Below are 20,696 nucleotides of genomic sequence, written 5' to 3'. Positions count from 1 at the left end.
TCGACGGCCGTGGCCGAATCCCGCCGCACCCGTTCGAGGGACGATGCGCCCGCCACGGCGGCGCGGACGGCAGGCTGACGTCGCGGACCATCCCGAAGGAGGCCCCCATGGCGAACGTCCCGGAAGATCTCCGGTACTCCAAGACCCACGAATGGGTGCGGACGGAGAACAGCACCGCCCGCATCGGCATCACCGACTTCGCCCAGAGACAGCTCGGCGACGTCGTGTACGTGGACCTGCCGAAGGCGGGTGCCCCCTTCGAGGCCGGGGACCCCTTCGGCACCGTGGAGTCGGTGAAGGCGGCGACCGAGATCTACCTGCCCGTCGCCGGCACGGTGACCGCCGTGAACGAGGGACTGGAGGACTCGCCCGAGGACATCAACACCGATCCGTACGGAGACGGCTGGCTGATCGAGATCACCACGACCGGCCCGGCCCACCCCACCGGCCTCCTCGACGCCGCGGCCTACCGCGCCCTGTGTGCCGAGGAGTCCGACGGCTGAGGACACCACCGGCCCGGAGACGGCGACGGCATCCCCCGCGGAACCGCCCCCGGCGGGCATCTTCCGCCGCCGGCACTCGACTTCCGACCTGACCGGCCGGGCCGGCCCGCCGCCCGACGCGAAGGGGCGGCGGCCGGCCCCACGACGGCCAACGGCCGGCCTCGGAGGCCGGCCGTTGGCCGTGCAACCGCGCTACAGCCTGCAGACGGCGAAGACCCACGGTGCTTTCGTTGGCCCCGGTGCTGCTGGAGAGTTGCGACTGGTACCCGGTGGGGGGAGGACCGACCGGGTGGGCACCCCCCGGTCGGTCCTGATCCGGTCGTCGTGTCGAGGTCGTAGGCACCCCCGCCGGTGACGTGGGTTCCCGCCGGACAGGTGACCTCGTTGAAGGTCCCGGCGCCCCGGCCGCCGGGGAGAGCAGGGGGAACCACCGGACTCTGCGTCCCGTCGGACCCGGAACACTGTGCCCCCTGCGCTCCGGTGGAGCCCTGGGCGCCCTGCGCACCGCCAACACCCAGGAAACCTGGACGCCCTGCGCACCATCAGCACCCTGAGCACCGGACGAACCCTGTGAACCAGGCGAGCCTGAACCCCCTGAGCCCCTTGAACCCCCTGGCCGTACGCCGACCGGCGACCTTGAGAGCTTCGTTCGCGGCTGGTGACACGGTCCCTACCGCCCTGCTGACTGCGCGGCTCGCGGCCCGTCGCCGAGAGACGAGGGCCGGGCCCGCTCGGAGAACATGGCTCGCTCGGAGAACATGGCCCGCTCGGAGAACATGGCCCGCTCAGACGTCGTGGCAGACGTAGGCGCCCCCGGGCTCGCGGGCGATCCGGTCCGAGCCCCAGCAGTGGAGCATCGGCCCCGTGCAGTACAGGGCGGCGCCGCCGGCCAGCAGGACGAGGACGGCGAGCACGGCGGTCACGGTCCGCATGGCCGTCATCCGCCGTACGAGCCGCCAAGCCCCGGCGACCGCGAGCGTCCCCAGCCCCAGCATGACGGCCGACATCGGGGCGGTGTTGTGCTGCATCCCGGGGAAGCGGTCAGGATGCGCGGCGCGTTGGACGGCGGCGTAGGCGAAGAAGAACAGCAGCAGCCCCAGCAGCAACAGTCCGACGGAGCCGGCCCCGCGGCCGACGGCCCGGCCGCGGCTCCGCGGCGTTCCGGGCGCCTCGGTGGCGTCCGCGCGCACGAGCCGCCGGTCGAGGACCGCCCGCAGCCGGTCCACCTCCCCCGGGTCCGCCACGGCCCGCTTGGGCAGGACGACGAAGCCGACGGCGGACTTGTCGGCGCTGAGCAGCACGAACAGCTCCGGCGTCTCCACATAGCGCGAGTAGAGGTGCCAGTCGGCGCCGGCCGAGCTGTGCGCGGTGGCGAGCCGGACCCCGGTGTCGTCGACCGTCCCGCAGATGTCCCCCTGCCGCTCGGCGAGCCGGTGGAGGCGGCGCGCCTGCAACCACGGCACCGCAGTCATGTAGGCGGCGGAGACCACCAACCCTGCATACAGCGGCCACCGTGTGTCATGGCGGCCGGGGCCGGCCGTCGACAGCAGGGCGCCGACGGTCGAGACCACCATCGTCCAGACCAGCGCCCCACGCCGAAAGCGTCCCGCCCGGGTGCTCCTCGCGCGTGCCCGCAGCGCGGACGCCAATTCGCCGACGGTCGGCCGGTAGGCCAGTTCCACCGGTCTCCCGGCGACCGTGTCCGTTTCCCGGCCCTCGGCCATGTCCCCTCCCCTGTTCGGTGATCAACCGGATCGTAGAGGCTTTCTCAGCCGCTCCGGCGACCCCCGGTGATCGGCACCCCGCCGTGCGACCGCAGGCGTCCCCCTCACCCCTGCGGAAGTGGGGGCGCCTTCGCGCTGCCGGAACCCGGCCCCCTACGTCAAGGTCCGGGCCCCGCCGTGCGGGACCGGGGCATGCCGGCGGCGAATGGTGGGCGCACAGGAGCGCAGGGAACCAGGCGGCAGCGGCGGGGCCGGGCGAACGGGACGGCGCAAGGACCCGGGCCGCGACGCCCTCCGGCGATGCCGCGCCGTACCGGCGTCTCGGGGCGGCCCATGCCCAGGCGGTCGGAGTGCTCATGACGATTCAGCACCAGAAGGCCTTGACCGCCGCATCGCCCGCCGAGGCAGAGCGGGAGGAGAAGGCACGCCGGTCGGTGTGGTGTGTGAGGAACCAGCCCTTGACCTCGGCTTCGTCGAAGTCGGGAAGGGGATGAGGGACTTCGGCCGGACAGCCTCCCAGCGGTCGTCGAAGGAGGCCGCGGCCAGGAAGTCGGCTGTCAGGCGCGTCGCGCGGTTCTGGGCAACTGTCTGCGCCCGGCCGTCGAGCATGAGCTGCTTCCTGGCAACCTGCTGCACCGCGTCCACTGGGAGACTCCCAAGGCAGTGGCAGAGCTGGACCCGCGGAGCGTCGCCGCGCAGGTTGCCTCTCCGCCGGCCGCCATCAGCCAGATTGCGGCACAGAACCTGCCCGTGCTGTAGCGGCAGGTCGGAGCGGGTTGCTCGCTCGTGCAGCGCGTAGAGCCCACGTTGGTTGACCGTCGCCCCGGGCGCAACGAGCGCCCCCTACACGGCGCCTTCCAGGCCGAACTGGCGGCCGAGCTGATAGACATATCGGTAAGGGGAGTCATGGAGACGCGTCTGGGATGCCTGCAAGGCGTGGGCTGACCGTACGATGCGTGCGGCCATGGCGCCGGTCGCAAGTACCGCTCCTCCAAAGGTTCCTGCGGCTGCTCCCTGTATGCCCCACGTCTCGCCGAACACAGGGACTGCCACTGTTGCAGTCACCGCGCCCAGACCGATGTTGCGCACCCCGCCCAAGGCGCGAAAGGCCGCACTTCTGGCAATATTCCTGGTTCCCAGATTCTTGCGATGCCGCAGACTTGCCTCGATTTCCTCCAGTGGCTCTTTCAGTCGATCCTTCAGTTGCCGGGTGACCTCATCCAGGGATTCCAGGTCGGAAAAATCGGAAAACATGCCGGCTATCTCTTCACGGACGGTCCTCAATTCCGCCTCATGTGATCTCCGGAAGTCTACTATCTCCTCCAGACTTCCCCGTTCCGGAACCGGAAGCAGTTGGCTGATGACAAGAGACGTGTCTGCCTCTTCACTCAGAAGCCCCGATGTCCCGTAAATCATCCGCTGAGATGTCGACATGAGGACCCAGTCAGGATTCTGCGAGCAGTGCCATTCGGCCAGCGCGGCGAGGACGTCCCTTATCACGTTGGTGGGGCCGATCAGCGTTCCGGCCCAGGGCCCCCCCGAGTGGGGCACAAACCACATGCCCGCTTCGGTCGCCAAGAATTCAAACACCCGCCCCGTGCCGATCTTTCCGACGGAGAGGGTGCTCAGGTGCTCAGGGAGGCCGACAAGGCTCATCTGGCTTTCGGGACGGAGCCACGGCATCGCCAGGTGGTAACGCGCCCTATCCGTCGTCCTTCGGCACGCGGCCAGACGGGACTTCGTCTCCCGCAGGGTTCGTCGCAGATTGTGTCGTTCGCGTGCCAGAACAGTAAAGCGGTCCAGGGCCGAGTAAAAGGGGATGAGCTGATCCTCTTGCGGAAGGGGCTCGATGTGCCGACGCGCCTCCTCGATCTCCGTGTCGTTTCGGCGCAGGACGGCTTCACGTTCGGGACCCGACTCCATCTCGTATATTATTTCATTTCGAGCACGCATCACCGGCGCGAAAAGAAGCCTGTTCCTTTCCCGTTTCGCGGTCAAGATCGGCTGCAGTTCACGTCGCATGTCCTTCAGTTGCGACTCGAGCGCACCTATTTCACTCACTTTTCTGTCAAATTGACGCTGAAGTGATGAAGCTTCGGCGGACAACCTCGCATCTTCGGCCTGTCCGGTCCTGATCAGCGCATGATAGGACGAGTTCCGCGAGGCCCGCTCGTGGTGATCGGTCCTGCGGAGCCACGACTCGATCCACTCGCTGTTTTCCTTTTGGTTCCACTTATTCAGAACACCGCGCCAATGAGGAAGCTTCCCCCGTAGAACGTCCACCAGGCCGTCCGGTATCAGTGCGGAGGACAGGGAGAGAGGGCTGTAGATCGATCCCAGAAGCGTTCTGAGTCGATGCGCGGCGGTCTTGTCAGCTCCGTCCTCCCAGTGTTCAGGTGCGAACGTGGCCACCTTGTCCTGGTACAGGATGGCCGGCTTCAGCCACTCCACCGGCGGGCTGACGTCGGGCTCCCAGAGTGCGGTGATGGTTTCGCGCATAAGCAGATCGAAGCACGTACGGGGCAGCGTCGAGTCCGTGTTACACGGATCCGGCCGTGTCTGGTCCGGCCCGGCTGGGACGGAGTTCGACTCGGGCGGCTTGCCTCCGCCGACAGCAGCGGCCGCACCGGTTCCTGCAAGTGACGCCGAGAGGCCGTGAATCCTGGCCGCAGGTCGGCCGCGCGCGCTGGTCAAAGGTGGGATCAGAGCGACGCAAGGTGAGACAGGATGAACGCAGAAGGGGTGCCCCTCGCCGGAGGGGCACCCCTTCTGACCCGCACTGTCTATGACCTGCGCGGAGGCGGTGGGATTTGAACCCACGGTGACATCGCTGCCACGACGGTTTTGCCATGTGAGGCCCGAAGGTCGTGCCGGGTCACGGCGGTCAGGCCAGCGGCGCAGACAGCGGGGTCAAAGACCACCGCTTGATGATCTTTGCTGGACGCTCCGGGGCCGCCCACACCTGGATACGGATCTTCTCAGTGGTCTCGGGGCTCTCGTCAGAGTAGACGTCGGCCTGCGCTGCCCGAGCCAAGTTGCTCCGGGACACGCGGACGCGGTTCCAGCCTCTCGGGACATCGAACGTTGCCGCATCGGGGGCGTAGTCAGTGCAGCCCAGAATCATCAGGCGGCCCAATGACACATCGAGGCTGGCCTCAACGACGTGATCGAATTCCGAGCTGTCATCACTCGGCTCCTGAGGCAGGACGACGACAGTAACGGATACGTTGACATTGACCGACGTGCCGATGCCCAGCGCATCCGATGCAACCGCGAGGTGATCCGCAACGGCCTGGTCAGTCCACGCGTCGCTTAGGTCACCGTCTGAATCCGCATCGGATACGCGTATTTGGAAGTAGTCGGCGAAGAGGGTGAGCTCTGTCGTTGTCGTCATGGCGGCACAGTGCCATGCAGCACCGACAGCCGGAGATGAGGTAGCCGTCCACGGCCGCACCCCCGGCAAACCTGTCAAGCCCGCCCACTGTGGCTGACACCAACGCCTGACACAAACAGCCCCGAACAGCAGCGGTTGGGTCGGACCCCAGCGGATGGTCAGCCCAGGAGCACGGCCTGTTGACCATCGTCACCGAGGCCCCGTGATCGACCTGATAAGGATGAGGTTGGGTCTCAAAGCCTCGGCCCCGTACGGGCGTCACCCTCACTGCCGACCGACGCTCGCTAGCTGGCCTTATGGGTCGTTCTCTCTCGGTGTGTCATCCCAGGTACGACGTGACAGCGGTACAGTCCGCCCATCGAGCCGAGACGTCGCCTGCAGCGTGGAGTGAAGACAACACGAGGGGTAAAACGAGCACCTACAGCTACGACGCGGCCAACCGGCTCATCACGGCCGCAACCAACCGGGGTGGCAAGACGTACAGCCACTCCTACGACGACCGCCGCCGGGGCAACCGGTGCGAGTCGAGCCTGGCTGAGCACCGGTGGGGGAGCATATGCCAGAGCTCGAACCAAACCTAGGGCAGAAAGCGGCGATCCGCCGCTACTTCCAATTTGCTACGGTTCTGCTGATCATCGGCTTGATTCTTGGGATCGTAGCCGCCGCTACCGGCTTCACTAGGGCCTGGATAGGCGTAGCGATCATTTTCCTGATGTGGCTGATTTTCGCCATATGGCGTAGGAGTCAAAAGGGCATGTGATCACGACCAAATGCGGGCCGCGGTCTGCCGCTACCGGATCTTCGTCGACTGACCCGTCCCGCAGCGGTGGCGAGACAGTACAGCAGCGGAGTGCAGCAACCTCCGCACCTCCGGCTGACCCCCGCCGGCCGCCGGCGACCGGCTGACGTTCTCACGAGACCTCAACGACCGTCCCGCCCACAGTTCGCATCGAGGGGCAACCCACGACACCTCCGCTCGGGCCGCCTCTGGGCCGTGCGGGGGTGCTCGACGACGACGGATGGCGACAGTCAGCAACGGCGCTTCCCCCGCTCAGAGCCGGTGCTTCGGGTGCCGGCGCAGGTGCCCATTCGCGTGGCAAGGACGTCATCGCCTGCTTCCAGCAGCCCGCTCCCGTGCGGCCGGTGCAGAGGGTCGGGGGCGGGGACGTGGCAGGAGGTCGCGCAGGTTCCCTCGCGCGGGCCCGCTCCGCCCCCGACTCCAACCCGATTACCCGCATTTCCCTTATGGAGGCCTTCGCGCGGAGTGGTCTGCGTACCGTCCCAGAAATGTGTGGTGGGGCCCCGCGGGTTCGGGTGGGCCCCACCACACACATATGACGATGCGTCAGGTCACCATCGGTACCAGCGCCCGCGGCCGCCACCGGCGGTCGTGGAGCGCATGACGAAGCCGAGCAGCCACAGCACCAGGACGGCGACAGCGACCCACCACAGGACCTTGACGGCGAAGCCGGCGCCGAAAAGGATCAGCGCGAGAAGCAGGACAAGAAGCAGGGGAACCATAGTTATTACCTCCTGACGACGTGTCTTCCCCGCCCCGTGTTTCACATTCCCCAATCGCCGCCTGTTTGTGAAGGGGAAGGGAGGGCACCAGGTGGCTACCGCGAAAGCGCCATCGACACTCTGGGAGGCCCCTTCAATGACTGCAGGCGAGAAGGCCAAGGCGAAGACCGAGCAGGCCGAGGGAAAGACCAAGGAGGCCCTGGGCGGCGCCGTGGGGAACGAGCGCCTGCAGGCCGAGGGGCAGGTCGACAAGAGCACGGGTGACGCCCGAGAGGCCAAGGAGAAGGCCAAGGACGCTTTCAAGCACTGACGCCACTCAGCTCCCCCAGCTCAGTAGGAGCCGCCCTTTAAGGGAGGCTCCTACTGTCGTTGCCTCACTGCTCTACAACCGACGTGTTCTCCCCTCTCCGATGCATGAGCTACGGATCAGGAGGCGTTCGGCATCTCCCTGCGGGAGATGCGTGCAATTCGCGACTGACTCACGAAGGGCAAGGGCTCTGATTCGCGGCGGTGTTGATCTTGCATCCACCGACCGTCACCTGTGACATTCCAGTCCCACCCGACGCTGGGCCTGATGAGCCCCGGGCGGGGTTCAGGCGCCTGCACTCCGGGGGGAGGCCGGCGGGCGCCGGCGTGCAGGGGCAGACTCGCTCATCCCGTGACAGGTCTGCCCCTGCTCGAAAGCCGGTGACGGGGTCGGTACGGGGCCCGGAGAAACTGCGGACGCGGCGCAACCAGTACAGCCCTCGCCGGCCGATCCACGTAGAGCGACGGATCAGGAGGCGTCCGTGCCATATGCGTGCCAGAACGGGCGGGGAACCGCGGGGAACAGCGGGAAGCCACAGTAGCCGTCCATGAGTACGGCCCCTGACCAAGTCTCCCTGGTCAGGGGCCGTACTCACTGCTCAGCAAGCGGAGGCGGTGGGATTTGAACCCACGGTGACATCGCTGCCACGACGGTTTTCAAGACCGTTCCCTTCGGCCGCTCGGGCACGCCTCCCCGCGCCGGCCGTGATCGGCGGCGCGGGGACAAGACTAGCCGGTCGGCGTACGGGGGGTGGGGTCAGCTGCTGTCGCCGACGCGGGCGCCCAGGGTCACGTCGACCATGTGCTCCTTGCCGTCGCGCTGGTAGGTGATCGTGACCTTGTCGCCGGGCTTGTGGGTCCAGATCTGGCCGATCAGGGTGGGGCCGGAGTCGATCACGTGGTCGTCGAGCCGGGTGATCACGTCACCGGGCTTGAGGCCTGCCTTGGCGGCGGGGCCGCCCGCCTCCACGGCGGAGGCGCCGCCCACGCCCTGGTCGGTGATCTTGGCGCCGTTCGTACTGTCGTCGAGGGAGACGGACGCACCGATCCTCGCGTAGACCGGCTTGCCGGTCTTGATCAGCTGCTTGGCGACGTACGCGGCCTGGTTGATCGGGATGGCGAAGCCGAGGCCGATCGAGCCGGACTGGCCGGAGCCACCGAGGCCGCCGCTGCTGGACGACTGGATCGCGGAGTTGATGCCGATGACCGCGCCACGTGCGTCCAGGAGGGGTCCGCCGGAGTTGCCCGGGTTGATCGAGGCGTCCGTCTGCAGGGCGCTCATGTAGGACGCCTTGCTGTCCTGGCTGCCGTCGCTGGAGGCGACGGGCCGGTTCTTGGCGCTGATGATGCCCGTCGTCACCGTGTTCGACAGGCCGAAGGGGGCGCCGATGGCGATGGTCTCGTCGCCGACGGCCACCTGGTCGGAGTTGCCGAGGGCGAGGGGCTTCAGGTCGTTCGGCGCGTTCTTCAGCTTGATGACGGCGACGTCGTAGCCCTGCGCGTGGCCGACGATCTCGGCGTCGTACTTCTTGCCGTTCGGGAAGGTGGCGGTCAGCTTGCCGCCGTCGACCGCGTCGGCCACCACGTGGTTGTTGGTGACGATGTGGCCCTGGGTGTCGAAGACGAAGCCGGTGCCGGTGCCGCCCTGGCCGCTGGTGCCCTCCGCCTCGATGGTGACGGTGCTGGGCAGCGCCCGCGTGGCCACGCCGGCGATCGAGTTCGGGTCGCGCTTGACCTGCGCGGCGCCGGAGTCGGAGGCGGAGACGGTGGTGGAGCCGCCGTTGTCGCCGTTCCTCGCCAGGGTGTAGCCGATGCCGCCGCCGATGCCGCCGGCCACCAGTGCGGCCACCAGGACGGCGGCGACCATCCCGCCGCGCCGGCCGCCGGGATTCGGCGCGGGCGGCTGGTACGAGGAGCCCCAGCCGGCGCCCGAGCCGCCGCCGTCCCCGTAGGCCGGGGTGGTGGGCGGCGGGGGAGGCCAGGAGCCGTGGGTGGGCGCACCGGGGCCGTGTGCTCCGGGTGCGCCGGCACCTTCCGGCGAGCCCGCCGAGGCGTGTCCGGCGGGCGGGCCCGTGTGCGCGGCAGCGGGCTCCGGGGCGGCGCCGGGCATCTGCGGAGGCGTGCTCGGCGGCGGGGGCGTGGGAGCGCCGCCCTGCGGGCCGGGCGGCTGCGGGGAAGCTGCGGGAGATTCCACCGGCACGGGAGGTGCGGACGGGGCGGGCGGTACCGCAGTGCCCTCGTTCTCGGTGCTCACAGCTTTTCTCCTCGATCCATGGCTGCTGTTGTCGGTCTCACTCGGTCACGCCCGGCCACGCTTGCCGACGGCTCCGGCGCGCTTCAGCTGTGCATGGTCCTGTGTATGTCTTCAGCTTTTCCCACGAGCCGTCAGAGCACCATAAGCGGTGGCTGTGGGTCCGCAGTCATTCCTTATATAGGGCATCTCACATCAGAAATACACATTATCGACGCCCGATCGCCGTCACGTGTATCCGTCGCGGTGGCACCATGACGCGGTGACCCACGTACGGCAGCAGCATGCCATTCAAGTCGTCGCCCATCGCGGAGCCTCCGAGGACGCCCCGGAGCACACGCTGGCCGCCTACCGGAAGGCCATCGAGGACGGCGCGGACGCCCTCGAGTGCGACGTACGGCTGACCGCGGACGGCCATCTCGTCTGCGTGCACGACCGCCGCGTCAACCGTACGTCCAACGGTCGCGGAGCGGTCTCCGCCCTGGAGCTCGCGGACCTGGCCACCCTGGACTTCGGCACCTGGCGGAGCCGGCCCTCCCGGCGCGGACGCGAGGAGGAGCCGGACTGGGTGGTCCGCCCCGAGGACCCCCAGGAGACCGCGGTGCTCACCCTGGAGCGGCTGCTCGAACTGGTCGCCGACGCCGGGCGGCGGGTGGAACTGGCGATCGAGACCAAGCACCCGACCCGGTGGGCGGGCCAGGTCGAGGAGCGACTGCTGCTGCTCCTGAAGCGCTTCGGCCTGGACGCCCCGGCCACCGCGGCCGACTCCCCGGTGCGGATCATGAGCTTCTCGGCGCGCTCGCTGCACCGGGTGCGGGCCGCCTCCCCCGCACTGCCGGCCGTCTACCTGATGCAGTTCGTCTCCCCCCGGCTGCGGGACGGACGGCTGCCGGCGGGCGTCCGGATCGCCGGGCCCTCCATCCGGATCGTCCGCAACCATCCGGGCTACATCGAGCGCCTGAAGCAGGCCGGGCACCGGGTGCACGTATGGACGGTGAACGAGCCCGAGGACGTCGACCTCTGCCTCGACCTGGGCGTCGACGCCATCATCACCAACCGTCCGCTCGCGGTCCTGCGGCAACTCGGCCGCTGATCCGTCGCACCCCTTGGCCCCCGGGTCCGGCTGCAGCATCCTCCGGAACCGGCCACACCGCCGCATTCCAGCCAGACGGTGACAGGGAGTGCCCCGGCGCGTTCGTTGCGCGTTCGAGCCCGACGAATGCGTCGCCGGACCGTGACCGGCCGGTTTCCGGTTCAGGCCGATGGGGCATCCACACCGTGGCGTGGGGCGAAGGAGGTCTCGGGGGTGGCGTTGGTGGTGGCACAGGAGGTGCCCACGTCGTCGAGCATGGTCGTTCCCCATGGCCCTGCGGGCGTGGGGACGGCGCGACACCGGATGCGCGATCAGTTGTGCAGGGGTGGCGTGACGGAATCGGTCATCGACGATGCCGTACTGATCCTTTCCGAACTGCTCAGCAATGCGTGCAAACACGGCCGGCCCCTGGACGGTGCCCAGGCCGGCGACGGCGACGTCCGTGCCGCATGGCGCGTGGACACGGGCGGACGCCTGGTCGTCGAGGTGACGGACGGCGGCGGCCCGACCCGACCGACCCCGGCCACCCCGTCGGTCACCGCGCACGGCGGCCGCGGACTGAACATCATCACCGCGCTCGCCGACGACTGGGGCGTGCGCGACGACGTCCGCGGCGAGGTCACCGTCTGGGTCGTGGTCCAGGCGGACCTGTGCGGCCCCGAGGCGGGGCACCGCCGCACCGACTTCGCTACGCGCGTCACCGCCGCGGCGGTGCCGGTGCTCACGGAGCCGGGCTTCATCGAGGCCTTCGACGACCTGGACTGACCGGACCGACCGGACCGACCGGACCGCGCGGAGGCGGCCGGGGCGGGGCGCGCCCCTGCGTGCCGCCGCCACCGGCTCGACTCCTGGCCCTCCGGCTCCGGCTCCGGCCTGCCGTTGCGGCCGCGTTCGGCCGCGTCCCGCGCCCGCTCCCGCCGGGCCGGCGGGAGCGGGCCGGCCCCCCTGTGCGCCGGTGGAGTCGAACGCTACGGAGCGTTGTCCACAGGGTCCCGTCAGTCGCGGCGCGAACGGCTAGGCTCCCGCCGTACGAGACGAGCCGTAACCGGGAGACACCCAGATGGCCAAGAAGCGACCCCAGACGAAGGCCAAGCGCCCGCAGCTCACGGACGGGGAGATCCCGGTCGTCGGCGCCCGCGAGCCGTGCCCGTGCGGCAGCGGCCGCCGTTACAAGGCGTGCCACGGCCGGGCCGCCTCGCACGCGGCGACCGAGCTGGTGCACCGCCCCTTCGAGGGGCTGCCCGGCGAGGGCGACTGGGTGGCGATGCGCGAGCTGGTCCCCGCCGCCACGGTCGAGCTGACGCTCGCGCAGGCGCTCCCCGAGGACGTGCCGTCGGTCACGCTGGCCACGGTGCTGCCGATGGCCTGGCCCGCGCTGCGCCGCGACGACGGCTCGGTCCTGATCGGCCTGCAGAACGACACGTCCTCCGGCGACCTCAGCCGCGACCTCGCCGACACGCTCCAGCGGGCCCTCGAGGCCGAGCCCGGCACGCCGGTGCAGGGCCGTCGCGCCCCGGCGGACGGGCCGCGGCTGCAGGACCTGCTGGACGCGAAGGCGCCCTTCGAGCCGGTGGTGCACGAGGGCTTCGAGTTCTGGGTGCCGGACACGGAGCAGACGACACCGGAGGTCGCCGCCTCCCTGGAGCGGGCCAACGCCGCCGCCATCCCGACCGTGCGCCTGCAGAGCGTGGACGCCGCGTACTGGTGCGAGACGCCGGAGAAGAACCACCTGCGCTGGGTGATGCCGTACCCGGAGGAGGACCTGCTGGACGCGCTGGCGCGGCTGCACGCGGCGGGCCGCTCCGGCCTCGGCGAGGGCACCCGCCTCGTGGGGTCCTTCCGGGCGCACGGCCTGATGGTCCCCGTCTGGGACCTGCCGAGCGGGTTCGGCGCGCAGGACGTGGAGAAGCCGGCGGCCGAGTTCGCCGAGCGACTGGCCGAGGCGCTGGCCGCGGACACGCCGCTCACCCCGGAGGAGCGCCGGGCCCGCGGGGGTCTGACCAACCGGCAGGTGACGCTCAGCTGACCTCCGGGGCCGGCCGGGGACGGGTGTTCCGCCCGCCCCGGCTGACCGGCCAGTCAGTCGAGAATGCTGCTGGAACCGACAACTCCGCTCACAACTTCCCCTTTCGTAAAGGGAGTCGGTGTCCGGAAAGGCAGCCCACGGGGTGACCGGAAAGCTGAGATCGAATTTGCGAACCGCCGATCTCTTGTTACCGTTCGAGTAGCCCGGTTGCTGGTGCATCCCCCGTCGCCAGCAACCGGGTCTTTCCATGTGCGTCGATGATCACCGAGTGCGACGACCGGTTGCACAACCCGTGTTCGGCGCCGACGGCCTCAGTGGCCCGCGCCGCCGGACGTACTGCTCCCGGCGCGCAGCAACAGCGGCCCCTTCCCGCCGGACGCCGCGAACTCCGTGACGGCCGAGTACCCCGTCGGCACTCCCCGGGTCCGTTCCCGCGGCGTCTCACAGGTCCCCGGCTCGTCACCCCCGTCCAGGGCGCAGTGGGTCCGCACCGTGCGGTTGCCGGGCCCCATGAGGCTCAGGGCGGCGTCCAGGGCGTCGCCGGTGGCATTGCGGTAGTAGGTGCGGGCCCAGGTCTGCGCCCCCTGGGTGAGCACGCAGGTCTGCGCCTCGATCCCGTCGGGGGAGGTGAGTTCGGGGCCGCAGCGGGCCGCGGTGGCGAGACCGAGGCCGAGCAGCAGGGGCGAGGAGGAGGGCGCGGCGGACGGAATCTTGTCGTCGCCGCCGTGGGGCCGGGCGTGTTCGGCGGGCGGTGCCGCGATGCGGCTGTCGTCGCCCACGGGGCCCGCGGACGCCACGGCGAACGGCACCACGACGGCGCTCGTCACGACGGCCGCGAGGGCCAGCAGACGGAGGTTCATAAAACGGAAGATAACGACGATCCGCGCCCCGCAGCCCCTCCGGCGCGCCCGGCGCCCCTACAACTCGGGGGCGCTCACACCCGTACGGGTGAGGGCCTCGACCACGGCGTCCACGACGGCCTCGACGTCGGGCACCCAGGGCGAGGCGGAGCCGGGCAGCGGGGCGCGCTCCCAGCGGATCGCCCCGGAGCCGGTCTCGGACGGCGGCAGGGCGAGATAGCCGCCCTCGCCGTGGAAGCGCAGCGAGCCGGGCACGAAGTCCTTGGCGTAGAGCAACTCGCCCAACTGCTCCATCGAGTAGGGCTTCACGAGCACGGCCCAGCGGTCGGGCGAGGCGACGACCGGGCCGAGGCGCATGCCGACGCGGTCCAGGGCCTCCAGGGCCCGGGCGGCCGGCAGCGCAGGCAGGCTCACCGCGCAGGGGGCGCGGCCGCCGGTCGCGAGGACGATCGGCGCGGTGGGCCGGTTCGTCCACCACCAGCGGACCATGCGGGCGTCGGTGGTGGCCGTGAGGAGGCCGGGGTCGAAGGGGTGCGCCCCGGGCACCGTGCACTCGGGGTCGGGACAGCCGCAGCGGCCGCGGCCCTGCGGGTCCAGGGCCACACCCGGGAGCACGGGCCACTGCCATTCCGTCGCGATGGTCAGGGCCGCACCGAGCTGCTCCGGCCTCGCGTCGCCGCGCGTGGACAGGAGCCTGCGTCGCCTTCCGGGGATCTCGCGCATGAGCGCTCGTCCTTTCCGTTGCACCGCTGGCAACACCGTGGGTCACATCACGTCATGTGTCGATCACTTCACTGTGCGTACCTGTTGGCGCATCACACCCCCGCCGTCAGGCGCGGGGTACCCCTCTGGGCCGAGCATCGGCTGCGTCCGCGGCAGCCCCGTCCATACTGCGTATACCTACATCGGGCCGAAGCATGGGCGTGGCGTGGCGTGGGGTGGCGGAGCGTGGCGTTTTGCCGTCGCGCGTTCTGCTCTCCGCCTCCACGACGGAGGATGGGGCACGGTCGTCGGTGGTTAGGACGCCCGGGTCCGTCACCAGGTTCCGGACGGTCCCCCACCGCCCCTGGCCTTCTCCGAGTACGTACCCATCACGACCGCTGTGACGCTCCGTGGAGCAAACCCAGTCGACCGCAATAGGCCGTTCCCTGAGGCAGTTTTCAGCCAACTTCGTTGTTTCGCAAGGGGTCCGGAGCAAGAGCACGAGACCCTCTCTGACACCAGGAATCCCGGCAGGACAATGCTGGACATCCCCTTACGAGTGCGTGTACATGTGGAGACACCGCCAGCGGCGCTGAATGACATGGGGGTTTGCGATGCTTTTGAGCAATACGCACCGGCTGGAAAGCCGGACGCCATGAACGCCCCTCACCCATCGAAAGTGGCCGGAATCGATTCAGCGGTTCCGGCCCCCGCCCACACTGTCGCCCCCGCGCCCGCCGCCACGGGGAGCACCGCGGCCGCCCCCTCCGACGGCACGGACCCCGACCACCCGCCCGGCCCGGCCGGCATGCTGCTCCAGGACCGGCTCGCCGGCTGGGTCTCCGATCTGACGACCCTGCACGACCTCACCGAGCGACTGGCCCGGACCGCCCGTCTCGACGCCGCCCTCACGGAACTCCTGCGCGCCGGTGCCGCCCTCGTGGGGGCCCGGCGCGGCCTCGTCTCCCTGGAGCCCGACGACGGACTCGGCCCCGGCACCACCCTCGGCCTGGGCCTGCTCCGCTCGGACCTCGGCCACCTCGAGACCGTCCCGCGCGCCGCGCTGCCGCACGGGGCCCTGCTGGACACCGCGGCCGGCCTACCGGGCGGCACGGGCGAGGCCGTACGGCCGGACCTGTTCGCCGAGGAGGGCCTCGACCCCCGACACCGCGAGGTGGCCGTCCGCCTCGGCTACGCCGCGAGCTACGCGCTGTCCCTGTCCGCGGAGGGCACCGGCCGCCTCGGCGCGGCCGTGTGGTTCTACGACGAGCCGGCCGAACCGGGCGAGCGGCAGCGCCACCTGGCCGGCCTCTACGTCCGCCACGCCACCGCGCACCTGGCCCGGCTGCTGGAGGTCGAGCGCACACGCGCGTGCATGGCGGCCATGACCGAGGAGCTGCTGCCGTCCCGGCTGCCGCGGGTGCCCGGCGTGCAGCTCGCAGCCCGGCACCGCACCGGCCCGCGCGGCGGCGGCGACTGGTACGACGCGCTGCCCCTGCCGGACGCCGCGCTCGGCCTCGCGGTCGGCTCGGTCACCGGCTCGGGGCCCGGCGCGGTCGCCGCGATGGGCCGGCTGCGGGCGTCGCTGCGGGCGTACGCGGTGATGGAGGGCGAGGACCCCGTCGCCGTCCTGTCCGACCTCGAACTGCTGCTGCGGCTCACCGAGCCCGCCCGCTCCGCCACCGCGCTCTTCGCCTACTGCGAGCCCGCGCTCGGCAGGATCACCCTGGCCGGTGCGGGGCACTGCCCGCCGCTGCTGGTCGGCGAGCGGCGCACCGAGTTCGTGGAGACGTCGGTGTCCGCGCCGCTGGGCATGCTGGCCTGCTGGGAGGCGCCGAGCGCGGAGTTCGAACCCGAACCTGGAGAGACGGTTCTGCTCTACACCGACGGGCTGCTCCAGCGCACCGGCGACACGGTCGACCGGGCCTTCGCCCGGCTGCACGCGGCCGCGGCGAGCGCCACCCGGGCCCAGCGCAGGGACCCCGGCGCCGTCGCGGACCACGTGCTGCGGACGGTCCTGCCGGACGGCCTGGACGCGACGGACGGCGCGGAGGACGTGGCCCTGCTGGCGGCCCGGTTCGACTGAGCGCCCCGGGCACGCGCCCGGTGCGCGGCGCCCGCGCCCGCCGCGGCCGCCCGTGCCCGCGCCGCTGCCCTGCGTGACCGGCTCGTACGCGCCCGGGCGCTCCGGCGGCACGACCGTACGATGGGGGACGGTCCAGTGCCGTATCAAGGAGGTAGACCGTGGCCGACGAGCTCATCCCGGAGACCCCGGAGACCGAGTCCGAAGAGCCGATCAAGCAGCGGAAGAACGGCCTGTACCCGGGCGTGTCCGACGAGCTCGCCGAGAACATGCAGTCCGGCTGGGCCGACACGGAGCTGCACGACCTGGAGCCCGTCGAGCAGGCCGCGCACACCGCGCGCCGCCGCGCCGCGCTCTCGGCGCGCTTCCCCGGCGAGCGCCTGGTGATCCCCGCGGGCAACCTGAAGACCCGCTCCAACGACACCGAGTACGCCTTCCGCGCGTCCGTGGAGTACGCGTACCTCACCGGCGACCAGACCGAGGACGGCGTCCTCGTCCTGGAGCCCACCGCCGACGGCCACCGGGAGACGATCCACCTCCTGCCCCGCTCCGACCGCGAGAACGGCGAGTTCTGGCTGTCCGGCCAGGGCGAGCTGTGGGTCGGCCGCCGCCACTCCCTCGCCGAGGCCGGGCGCCGCTACGGCATCGACGCCCTGGACGTGCGCGAGCTGGCGGACACCCTGAGCGAGGCCGCCGGCCCGGTCCGCGTCGTGCGCGGCCACGACGCCGGGATCGAGGCGGCGCTGACCGACAAGGTCACCGCCGAGCGGGACGAGGAGCTGCGGGTCTTCCTCTCCGAGATGCGCCTGGTCAAGGACGAGTTCGAGGTCGGGGAGCTGCAGAAGGCCGTCGACTCGACCGTGCGCGGCTTCGAGGACGTCGTGAAGGTCCTCGACAAGGCCGAGGCGACCAGCGAGCGCTACGTCGAGGGCACCTTCTTCCTCCGCGCGCGCGTGGAGGGCAACGACGTCGGCTACGGCACCATCGCCGCCTCCGGCCCGCACGCCTGCACCCTGCACTGGGTGCGCAACGACGGCCCGGTCCGCTCCGGCGACCTGCTCCTGCTCGACGCAGGCGTGGAGACGCACTCCCTCTACACCGCCGACATCACCCGGACGCTTCCGGTGAACGGCCGCTACAGCGAGATCCAGAAGAAGATCTACGACGCCGTGTACGAGGCCCAGGAGGCCGGCATCGCGGCGGTCCGCCCGGGTGCGAAGTACCGCGACTTCCACGACGCGGCGCAGCGCGTGCTCGCCGCGAAGCTGGTCGAGTGGGGCCTGGTCGAGGGCCCCGTCGAGCGGGTCCTGGAGCTGGGCCTCCAGCGCCGCTGGACGCTGCACGGCACCGGCCACATGCTCGGCCTGGACGTCCACGACTGCGCCGCCGCGCGGACCGAGACGTACGTGGACGGCACGCTGGAGCCGGGCATGGTCCTCACCGTCGAGCCGGGCCTGTACTTCCAGGCCGACGACCTGACGGTGCCGGAGGAGTACCGGGGCATCGGCGTCCGGATCGAGGACGACGTGCTCGTCACCGAGGACGGCAACCGGAACCTGTCCGCGGCGCTGCCGCGGACGTCCGGCGAGGTCGAGAGCTGGATGGCGGCGCTGAAGGGCTGACGCCGCACCGCATGGCCGGGCACCGGGGAGGTGCCCGGCCATTCGTCTGCGGGTAGTCGGTGGCTGACCACGCAGGTCGCCGCGTCCCGGCCGGGGCGCGGTCTTCACATGGGGGGATCGTGGACGACTTCTGGTCCGGTGTCGGGGTGGACCTGCATCTGGAGCCGGACGCGGGCGCGGGCCGGCGCGCGGGCCTGGAGAAGGCGCTGCGGGACGCCGTCCGCGACGGGCGGCTCGCGCCCGGGGACCGGCTGCCGGCCACCCGGCGGCTGGCGACCGGGCTCGGCATCTCGCGCGGCACCGCGAAGGCCGCGTACGACCAGCTGGTCGCGGAGGGGTACCTGACGGCGCGGCAGGGCTCGGGCACCCGGGTCGCCGCGCTGTCCAGCGTCGGCGCGGAGGAGCCGGGGGCGGCGGCACGCGCGCGTGCGCCCCGTTTCGACCTGCGGCCCGGCAGCCCGGACGTCGGGGCGTTCCCGGCCGCCGCCTGGCTGCGGGCGCTGCGCCGCGCCATCGCGTCGGCGCCCTCCCTCGCCTACGACTACGGCGACCCGCGCGGCCGGATCGAGCTGCGCACCGCGCTCTCGGGCTACCTCGGACGGGCCCGCGGGGTGATCGCGCCGCCGGAGCGGATCGTCGTCACCTCCGGGTACGTGCAGGGCCTCGCGCTGCTGACCCGGGTGCTGGACGGCACCGCCGTCGCCATGGAGGACCCCGGGCTGCCCTTCCACCGGGAGGTGGTCCGCCGCAACGGCGGCACGGTGGTGCCGGTGCGGGTCGACGAGCGGGGCGTCCGCGCCCAGGACCTGGACGGGGAGGGCGCCGTGGTGGTCACGCCCGCCCACCAGTACCCGACCGGGGTGACCCTGCACCCCGAGCGGCGCCGGGCGCTCACGGACTGGGCACGCTCGGGCGGAGGGCTCATCGTCGAGGACGACTACGACGGGGAGTTCCGCTACGACCGGCAGCCCGTCGGCGCGCTCCAGGGAATGGCGCCGGGCCAGGTGGCGTACCTGGGCACCGCCTCGAAGACGCTGGGGCCCGCGCTGCGGCTGGGCTGGATGGTGCTGCCGCCGCACCTGGTCGACGCGGTGGCCGACGCCAAGCTGCACAGCGACCACCACACCGAGAGCATCGGCCAGCTGGCGCTCGCCGAACTCATCGACGGCCACGCCTACGACCGGCACGTGCGCGCGTGCCGGCTGCGTTACCGGCGGCGCCGGGACCAGCTCCTGAACCGGCTGGACGCTCGGCGGGTGCGCGGGATCGCGGCCGGGCTGCACGTGCTGGTGGACGTCGCCGACGAGGACGCCGCGGTGGCCCGCGCCGAGGCCGAGGGGCTCGCGCTGGGCCGGCTGGCCGACCACTGGCACGGCCCGGCCGGGGACCGGACGCAGGGTCTGGTCATCGGCTACGGGACCCCGCGGGAGCGGGCCTACCCGGAGGCGCTGGAGGTGCTGGCGAAGGTCCTCGACGGTTCGTGAAACGTTCCTTCTCATGTGCCGGTCCGGCTCCCGGGCCACCCCCGGACACGAGAGGATCGGGCCCGACGCCGACGACAACCCCGGGGGAGACCTGCCATGCACTTCCGCTGCGCCGTGCTCGACGACTTCCAGGACGCGGCCCGGACCGCCGCCGACTGGTCGCGGCTCGGCGGCCGGGTGGAGGTCGTCCCCTTCACCGAGCACATGGCCACCGAGGACGAACTCGTCGCGGTCCTGCGCGACTTCGACTTCGTGGTCACCCTGCGCGAGCGCGTGCCCTTCCCGGCCCCGCTGCTGGACCGCCTGCCCCGGCTCAAGCTCCTGGTCGCCTCCGGCATGCGCAACGCGTCGATCGACTACGCGGCCGCTGCGGCCAACGGGGTGACCGTGTGCGGCACCGGCAGCTCCCCCACCCCGCCGGCCGAGCTGACCTGGGCGCTCCTGCTGGGCCTGGCCCGCGGCATCGTCCGGGAGTCCCACGCGCTGCGTTCCGGCGGGCCCTGGCAGTCCACCGTGGGCGCCGACCTGCACGGCCGCCGGCTCGGCCTGCTCGGCCTCGGCCGGATCGGCAGCCGGGTGGCCCGGGTCGGGCTCGCCTTCGGCATGGAGGTCGCCGCCTGGAGCCAGAACCTGACGCAGGAGCGCGCCGCCGAAGCCGGCGTCGAACTGGCCCCCTCCAAGGAGGACCTGCTCGCCCGCAGCGACTTCGTCTCCGTGCACCTCGCGCTCGGCGACCGGACCCGCGGGCTGCTCGGCCCTGCCGAGTTCGCCCTGCTCCGGCCGACCGCGTACCTGATCAACACCTCGCGGTCCGCCCTCGTGGACCAGGACGCCCTGCTGGCCGCGCTGCACGAGGGCCGCATCGCCGGGGCCGGCGTGGACGTCTTCGACGTCGAGCCGCTGCCCGCCGACCACCCGCTGCGCACGGCGCCCCGCCTGCTGGCCACCCCCCACCTCGGCTACGTCTCCCGGGCCAACTACGCCACGTACTACGGGGATGCCGTCGAGGACATCGCCGCCTACCTCGACGGGCGGCCCGTCCGCGTCCTGGGCTGACACCGGGCGGCGGGCCGGCGGGCGGACGCGGGGCGGCGGCCGGCGGGGGCGGGGCGGCGGCCGGCGGGGGC

The 20,696-nt window shown here is 71.4% G+C and carries 17 protein-coding genes and 1 tRNA gene; 10 read left to right on the top strand and 8 right to left on the bottom strand.

The window, feature by feature from the left end:
- Positions 1 to 107 precede the first annotated feature (107 nt).
- On the top strand, positions 108 to 503 hold the full coding sequence (gene gcvH, locus P3H78_RS30795) for a glycine cleavage system protein GcvH (protein ID WP_276112475.1): 396 nt from the start codon (positions 108 to 110) through the stop codon (positions 501 to 503).
- A 785-nt stretch (positions 504 to 1,288) separates the two neighbouring features.
- Here gcvH and P3H78_RS30790 read toward each other — a convergent pair.
- The 3 genes from P3H78_RS30790 to P3H78_RS30780 form a co-directional block, all read right to left on the bottom strand.
- On the bottom strand, positions 1,289 to 2,227 hold the full coding sequence (locus P3H78_RS30790) for a YcxB family protein (protein ID WP_276112474.1): 939 nt from the start codon (positions 2,225 to 2,227) through the stop codon (positions 1,289 to 1,291).
- Positions 2,228 to 3,070: 843 nt separating this feature from the next.
- Positions 3,071 to 4,726 carry a DUF6236 family protein gene (locus P3H78_RS30785; RefSeq protein ID WP_276112473.1) on the bottom strand — a complete coding sequence of 552 codons (1,656 nt, stop codon included), beginning with the start codon at positions 4,724 to 4,726 and terminating at the stop codon, positions 3,071 to 3,073.
- A gap of 385 nt (positions 4,727 to 5,111) precedes the next feature.
- Positions 5,112 to 5,621, bottom strand: coding sequence for a hypothetical protein (locus tag P3H78_RS30780; protein WP_276112472.1), 510 nt, complete (start codon positions 5,619 to 5,621; stop codon positions 5,112 to 5,114).
- Positions 5,622 to 6,177: 556 nt separating this feature from the next.
- Between P3H78_RS30780 and P3H78_RS30770 the strand changes: the two genes are divergently transcribed.
- Positions 6,178 to 6,381: a hypothetical protein gene (locus P3H78_RS30770; RefSeq protein ID WP_276112470.1), complete on the top strand. Its 204-nt coding sequence runs from the start codon at positions 6,178 to 6,180 to the stop codon at positions 6,379 to 6,381.
- A gap of 590 nt (positions 6,382 to 6,971) precedes the next feature.
- Here P3H78_RS30770 and P3H78_RS30765 read toward each other — a convergent pair.
- Positions 6,972 to 7,142 carry a hydrophobic protein gene (locus P3H78_RS30765; RefSeq protein ID WP_276112469.1) on the bottom strand — a complete coding sequence of 57 codons (171 nt, stop codon included), beginning with the start codon at positions 7,140 to 7,142 and terminating at the stop codon, positions 6,972 to 6,974.
- A gap of 136 nt (positions 7,143 to 7,278) precedes the next feature.
- Between P3H78_RS30765 and P3H78_RS30760 the strand changes: the two genes are divergently transcribed.
- Positions 7,279 to 7,452, top strand: a complete 174-nt coding sequence (locus tag P3H78_RS30760) for a CsbD family protein (RefSeq protein WP_276112468.1) — start codon at positions 7,279 to 7,281, stop codon at positions 7,450 to 7,452.
- Positions 7,453 to 8,055: 603 nt separating this feature from the next.
- On the opposite strand, the gene P3H78_RS30755 is transcribed toward P3H78_RS30760, so the two are convergent.
- Together P3H78_RS30755 and P3H78_RS30750 are read right to left on the bottom strand one after the other, a co-directional pair.
- Positions 8,056 to 8,142 (bottom strand) — tRNA-Ser (locus P3H78_RS30755).
- Positions 8,143 to 8,205: 63 nt separating this feature from the next.
- On the bottom strand, positions 8,206 to 9,702 hold the full coding sequence (locus P3H78_RS30750; protein WP_276112467.1) for a S1C family serine protease: 1,497 nt from the start codon (positions 9,700 to 9,702) through the stop codon (positions 8,206 to 8,208).
- A 259-nt stretch (positions 9,703 to 9,961) separates the two neighbouring features.
- On the opposite strand from P3H78_RS30750, the gene P3H78_RS30745 reads away from it, so the two are divergent.
- The 3 genes from P3H78_RS30745 (at position 9,962) to P3H78_RS30735 (ending at position 12,818) form a co-directional block, all read left to right on the top strand.
- On the top strand, positions 9,962 to 10,792 hold the full coding sequence (locus P3H78_RS30745; protein WP_276112466.1) for a glycerophosphodiester phosphodiesterase: 831 nt from the start codon (positions 9,962 to 9,964) through the stop codon (positions 10,790 to 10,792).
- A gap of 126 nt (positions 10,793 to 10,918) precedes the next feature.
- A complete protein-coding gene (locus P3H78_RS30740; RefSeq protein ID WP_276112465.1) occupies positions 10,919 to 11,557 on the top strand; it encodes an ATP-binding protein in 639 nt (212 codons plus the stop codon).
- Between the two features lie 295 nt (positions 11,558 to 11,852).
- Positions 11,853 to 12,818 (top strand): DUF5926 family protein, encoded by a 966-nt coding sequence (locus P3H78_RS30735; protein ID WP_276112464.1) that lies wholly within the window; start codon positions 11,853 to 11,855, stop codon positions 12,816 to 12,818.
- A gap of 311 nt (positions 12,819 to 13,129) precedes the next feature.
- Here the strand turns inward: P3H78_RS30735 and P3H78_RS30730 are convergent, their stop codons facing one another.
- Both P3H78_RS30730 and P3H78_RS30725 read right to left on the bottom strand, forming a co-directional pair.
- On the bottom strand, positions 13,130 to 13,678 hold the full coding sequence (locus P3H78_RS30730) for a hypothetical protein (protein WP_276112463.1): 549 nt from the start codon (positions 13,676 to 13,678) through the stop codon (positions 13,130 to 13,132).
- 57 nt (positions 13,679 to 13,735) lie between these two features.
- Positions 13,736 to 14,401 carry a bifunctional DNA primase/polymerase gene (locus P3H78_RS30725; RefSeq protein WP_276112462.1) on the bottom strand — a complete coding sequence of 222 codons (666 nt, stop codon included), beginning with the start codon at positions 14,399 to 14,401 and terminating at the stop codon, positions 13,736 to 13,738.
- 517 nt (positions 14,402 to 14,918) lie between these two features.
- Between P3H78_RS30725 and P3H78_RS30720 the strand changes: the two genes are divergently transcribed.
- The 4 genes from P3H78_RS30720 (at position 14,919) to P3H78_RS30705 (ending at position 20,625) form a co-directional block, all read left to right on the top strand.
- A complete protein-coding gene (locus P3H78_RS30720) occupies positions 14,919 to 16,466 on the top strand; it encodes a PP2C family protein-serine/threonine phosphatase (protein ID WP_276112461.1) in 1,548 nt (515 codons plus the stop codon).
- Positions 16,467 to 16,624: 158 nt separating this feature from the next.
- A complete protein-coding gene (locus tag P3H78_RS30715; protein WP_276112460.1) occupies positions 16,625 to 18,085 on the top strand; it encodes an aminopeptidase P family protein in 1,461 nt (486 codons plus the stop codon).
- 119 nt (positions 18,086 to 18,204) lie between these two features.
- Complete coding sequence (pdxR, locus tag P3H78_RS30710; RefSeq protein WP_276112459.1) at positions 18,205 to 19,569, top strand: MocR-like pyridoxine biosynthesis transcription factor PdxR; 1,365 nt, start codon at positions 18,205 to 18,207, stop codon at positions 19,567 to 19,569.
- Between the two features lie 96 nt (positions 19,570 to 19,665).
- Positions 19,666 to 20,625 (top strand): D-2-hydroxyacid dehydrogenase family protein, encoded by a 960-nt coding sequence (locus tag P3H78_RS30705; RefSeq protein ID WP_276112458.1) that lies wholly within the window; start codon positions 19,666 to 19,668, stop codon positions 20,623 to 20,625.
- The last annotated feature ends 71 nt before the right edge of the window (positions 20,626 to 20,696 follow it).

It is taken from the genome of Streptomyces tropicalis (assembly GCF_029269835.1).
GTDB lineage: Bacteria > Actinomycetota > Actinomycetes > Streptomycetales > Streptomycetaceae > Streptomyces > Streptomyces tropicalis.
The sequence above is the reverse complement of the archived record's forward strand: the minus strand, read 5'-3'. Positions and strand labels throughout refer to the sequence as shown.

Excerpts from the sequence above, each read along its gene's own strand:
- P3H78_RS30705 (WP_276112458.1), top strand. The coding sequence starts at position 19,666 with ATGCACTTCCGCTGCGCCGTGCTCGACGACTTCCAGGACGCGGCCCGG.
- P3H78_RS30770 (WP_276112470.1), top strand. The coding sequence starts at position 6,178 with ATGCCAGAGCTCGAACCAAACCTAGGGCAGAAAGCGGCGATCCGCCGC.
- gcvH (WP_276112475.1), top strand. The coding sequence starts at position 108 with ATGGCGAACGTCCCGGAAGATCTCCGGTACTCCAAGACCCACGAATGG.
- P3H78_RS30765 (WP_276112469.1), bottom strand. The coding sequence starts at position 7,142 with ATGGTTCCCCTGCTTCTTGTCCTGCTTCTCGCGCTGATCCTTTTCGGC.
- P3H78_RS30725 (WP_276112462.1), bottom strand. The coding sequence starts at position 14,401 with ATGCGCGAGATCCCCGGAAGGCGACGCAGGCTCCTGTCCACGCGCGGC.
- P3H78_RS30790 (WP_276112474.1), bottom strand. The coding sequence starts at position 2,227 with ATGGCCGAGGGCCGGGAAACGGACACGGTCGCCGGGAGACCGGTGGAA.
- P3H78_RS30785 (WP_276112473.1), bottom strand. The coding sequence starts at position 4,726 with ATGCGCGAAACCATCACCGCACTCTGGGAGCCCGACGTCAGCCCGCCG.
- P3H78_RS30760 (WP_276112468.1), top strand. The coding sequence starts at position 7,279 with ATGACTGCAGGCGAGAAGGCCAAGGCGAAGACCGAGCAGGCCGAGGGA.
- P3H78_RS30780 (WP_276112472.1), bottom strand. The coding sequence starts at position 5,621 with ATGACGACAACGACAGAGCTCACCCTCTTCGCCGACTACTTCCAAATA.
- P3H78_RS30720 (WP_276112461.1), top strand. The coding sequence starts at position 14,919 with ATGCTGGACATCCCCTTACGAGTGCGTGTACATGTGGAGACACCGCCA.
- P3H78_RS30740 (WP_276112465.1), top strand. The coding sequence starts at position 10,919 with ATGCGTCGCCGGACCGTGACCGGCCGGTTTCCGGTTCAGGCCGATGGG.
- P3H78_RS30730 (WP_276112463.1), bottom strand. The coding sequence starts at position 13,678 with ATGAACCTCCGTCTGCTGGCCCTCGCGGCCGTCGTGACGAGCGCCGTC.
- P3H78_RS30735 (WP_276112464.1), top strand. The coding sequence starts at position 11,853 with ATGGCCAAGAAGCGACCCCAGACGAAGGCCAAGCGCCCGCAGCTCACG.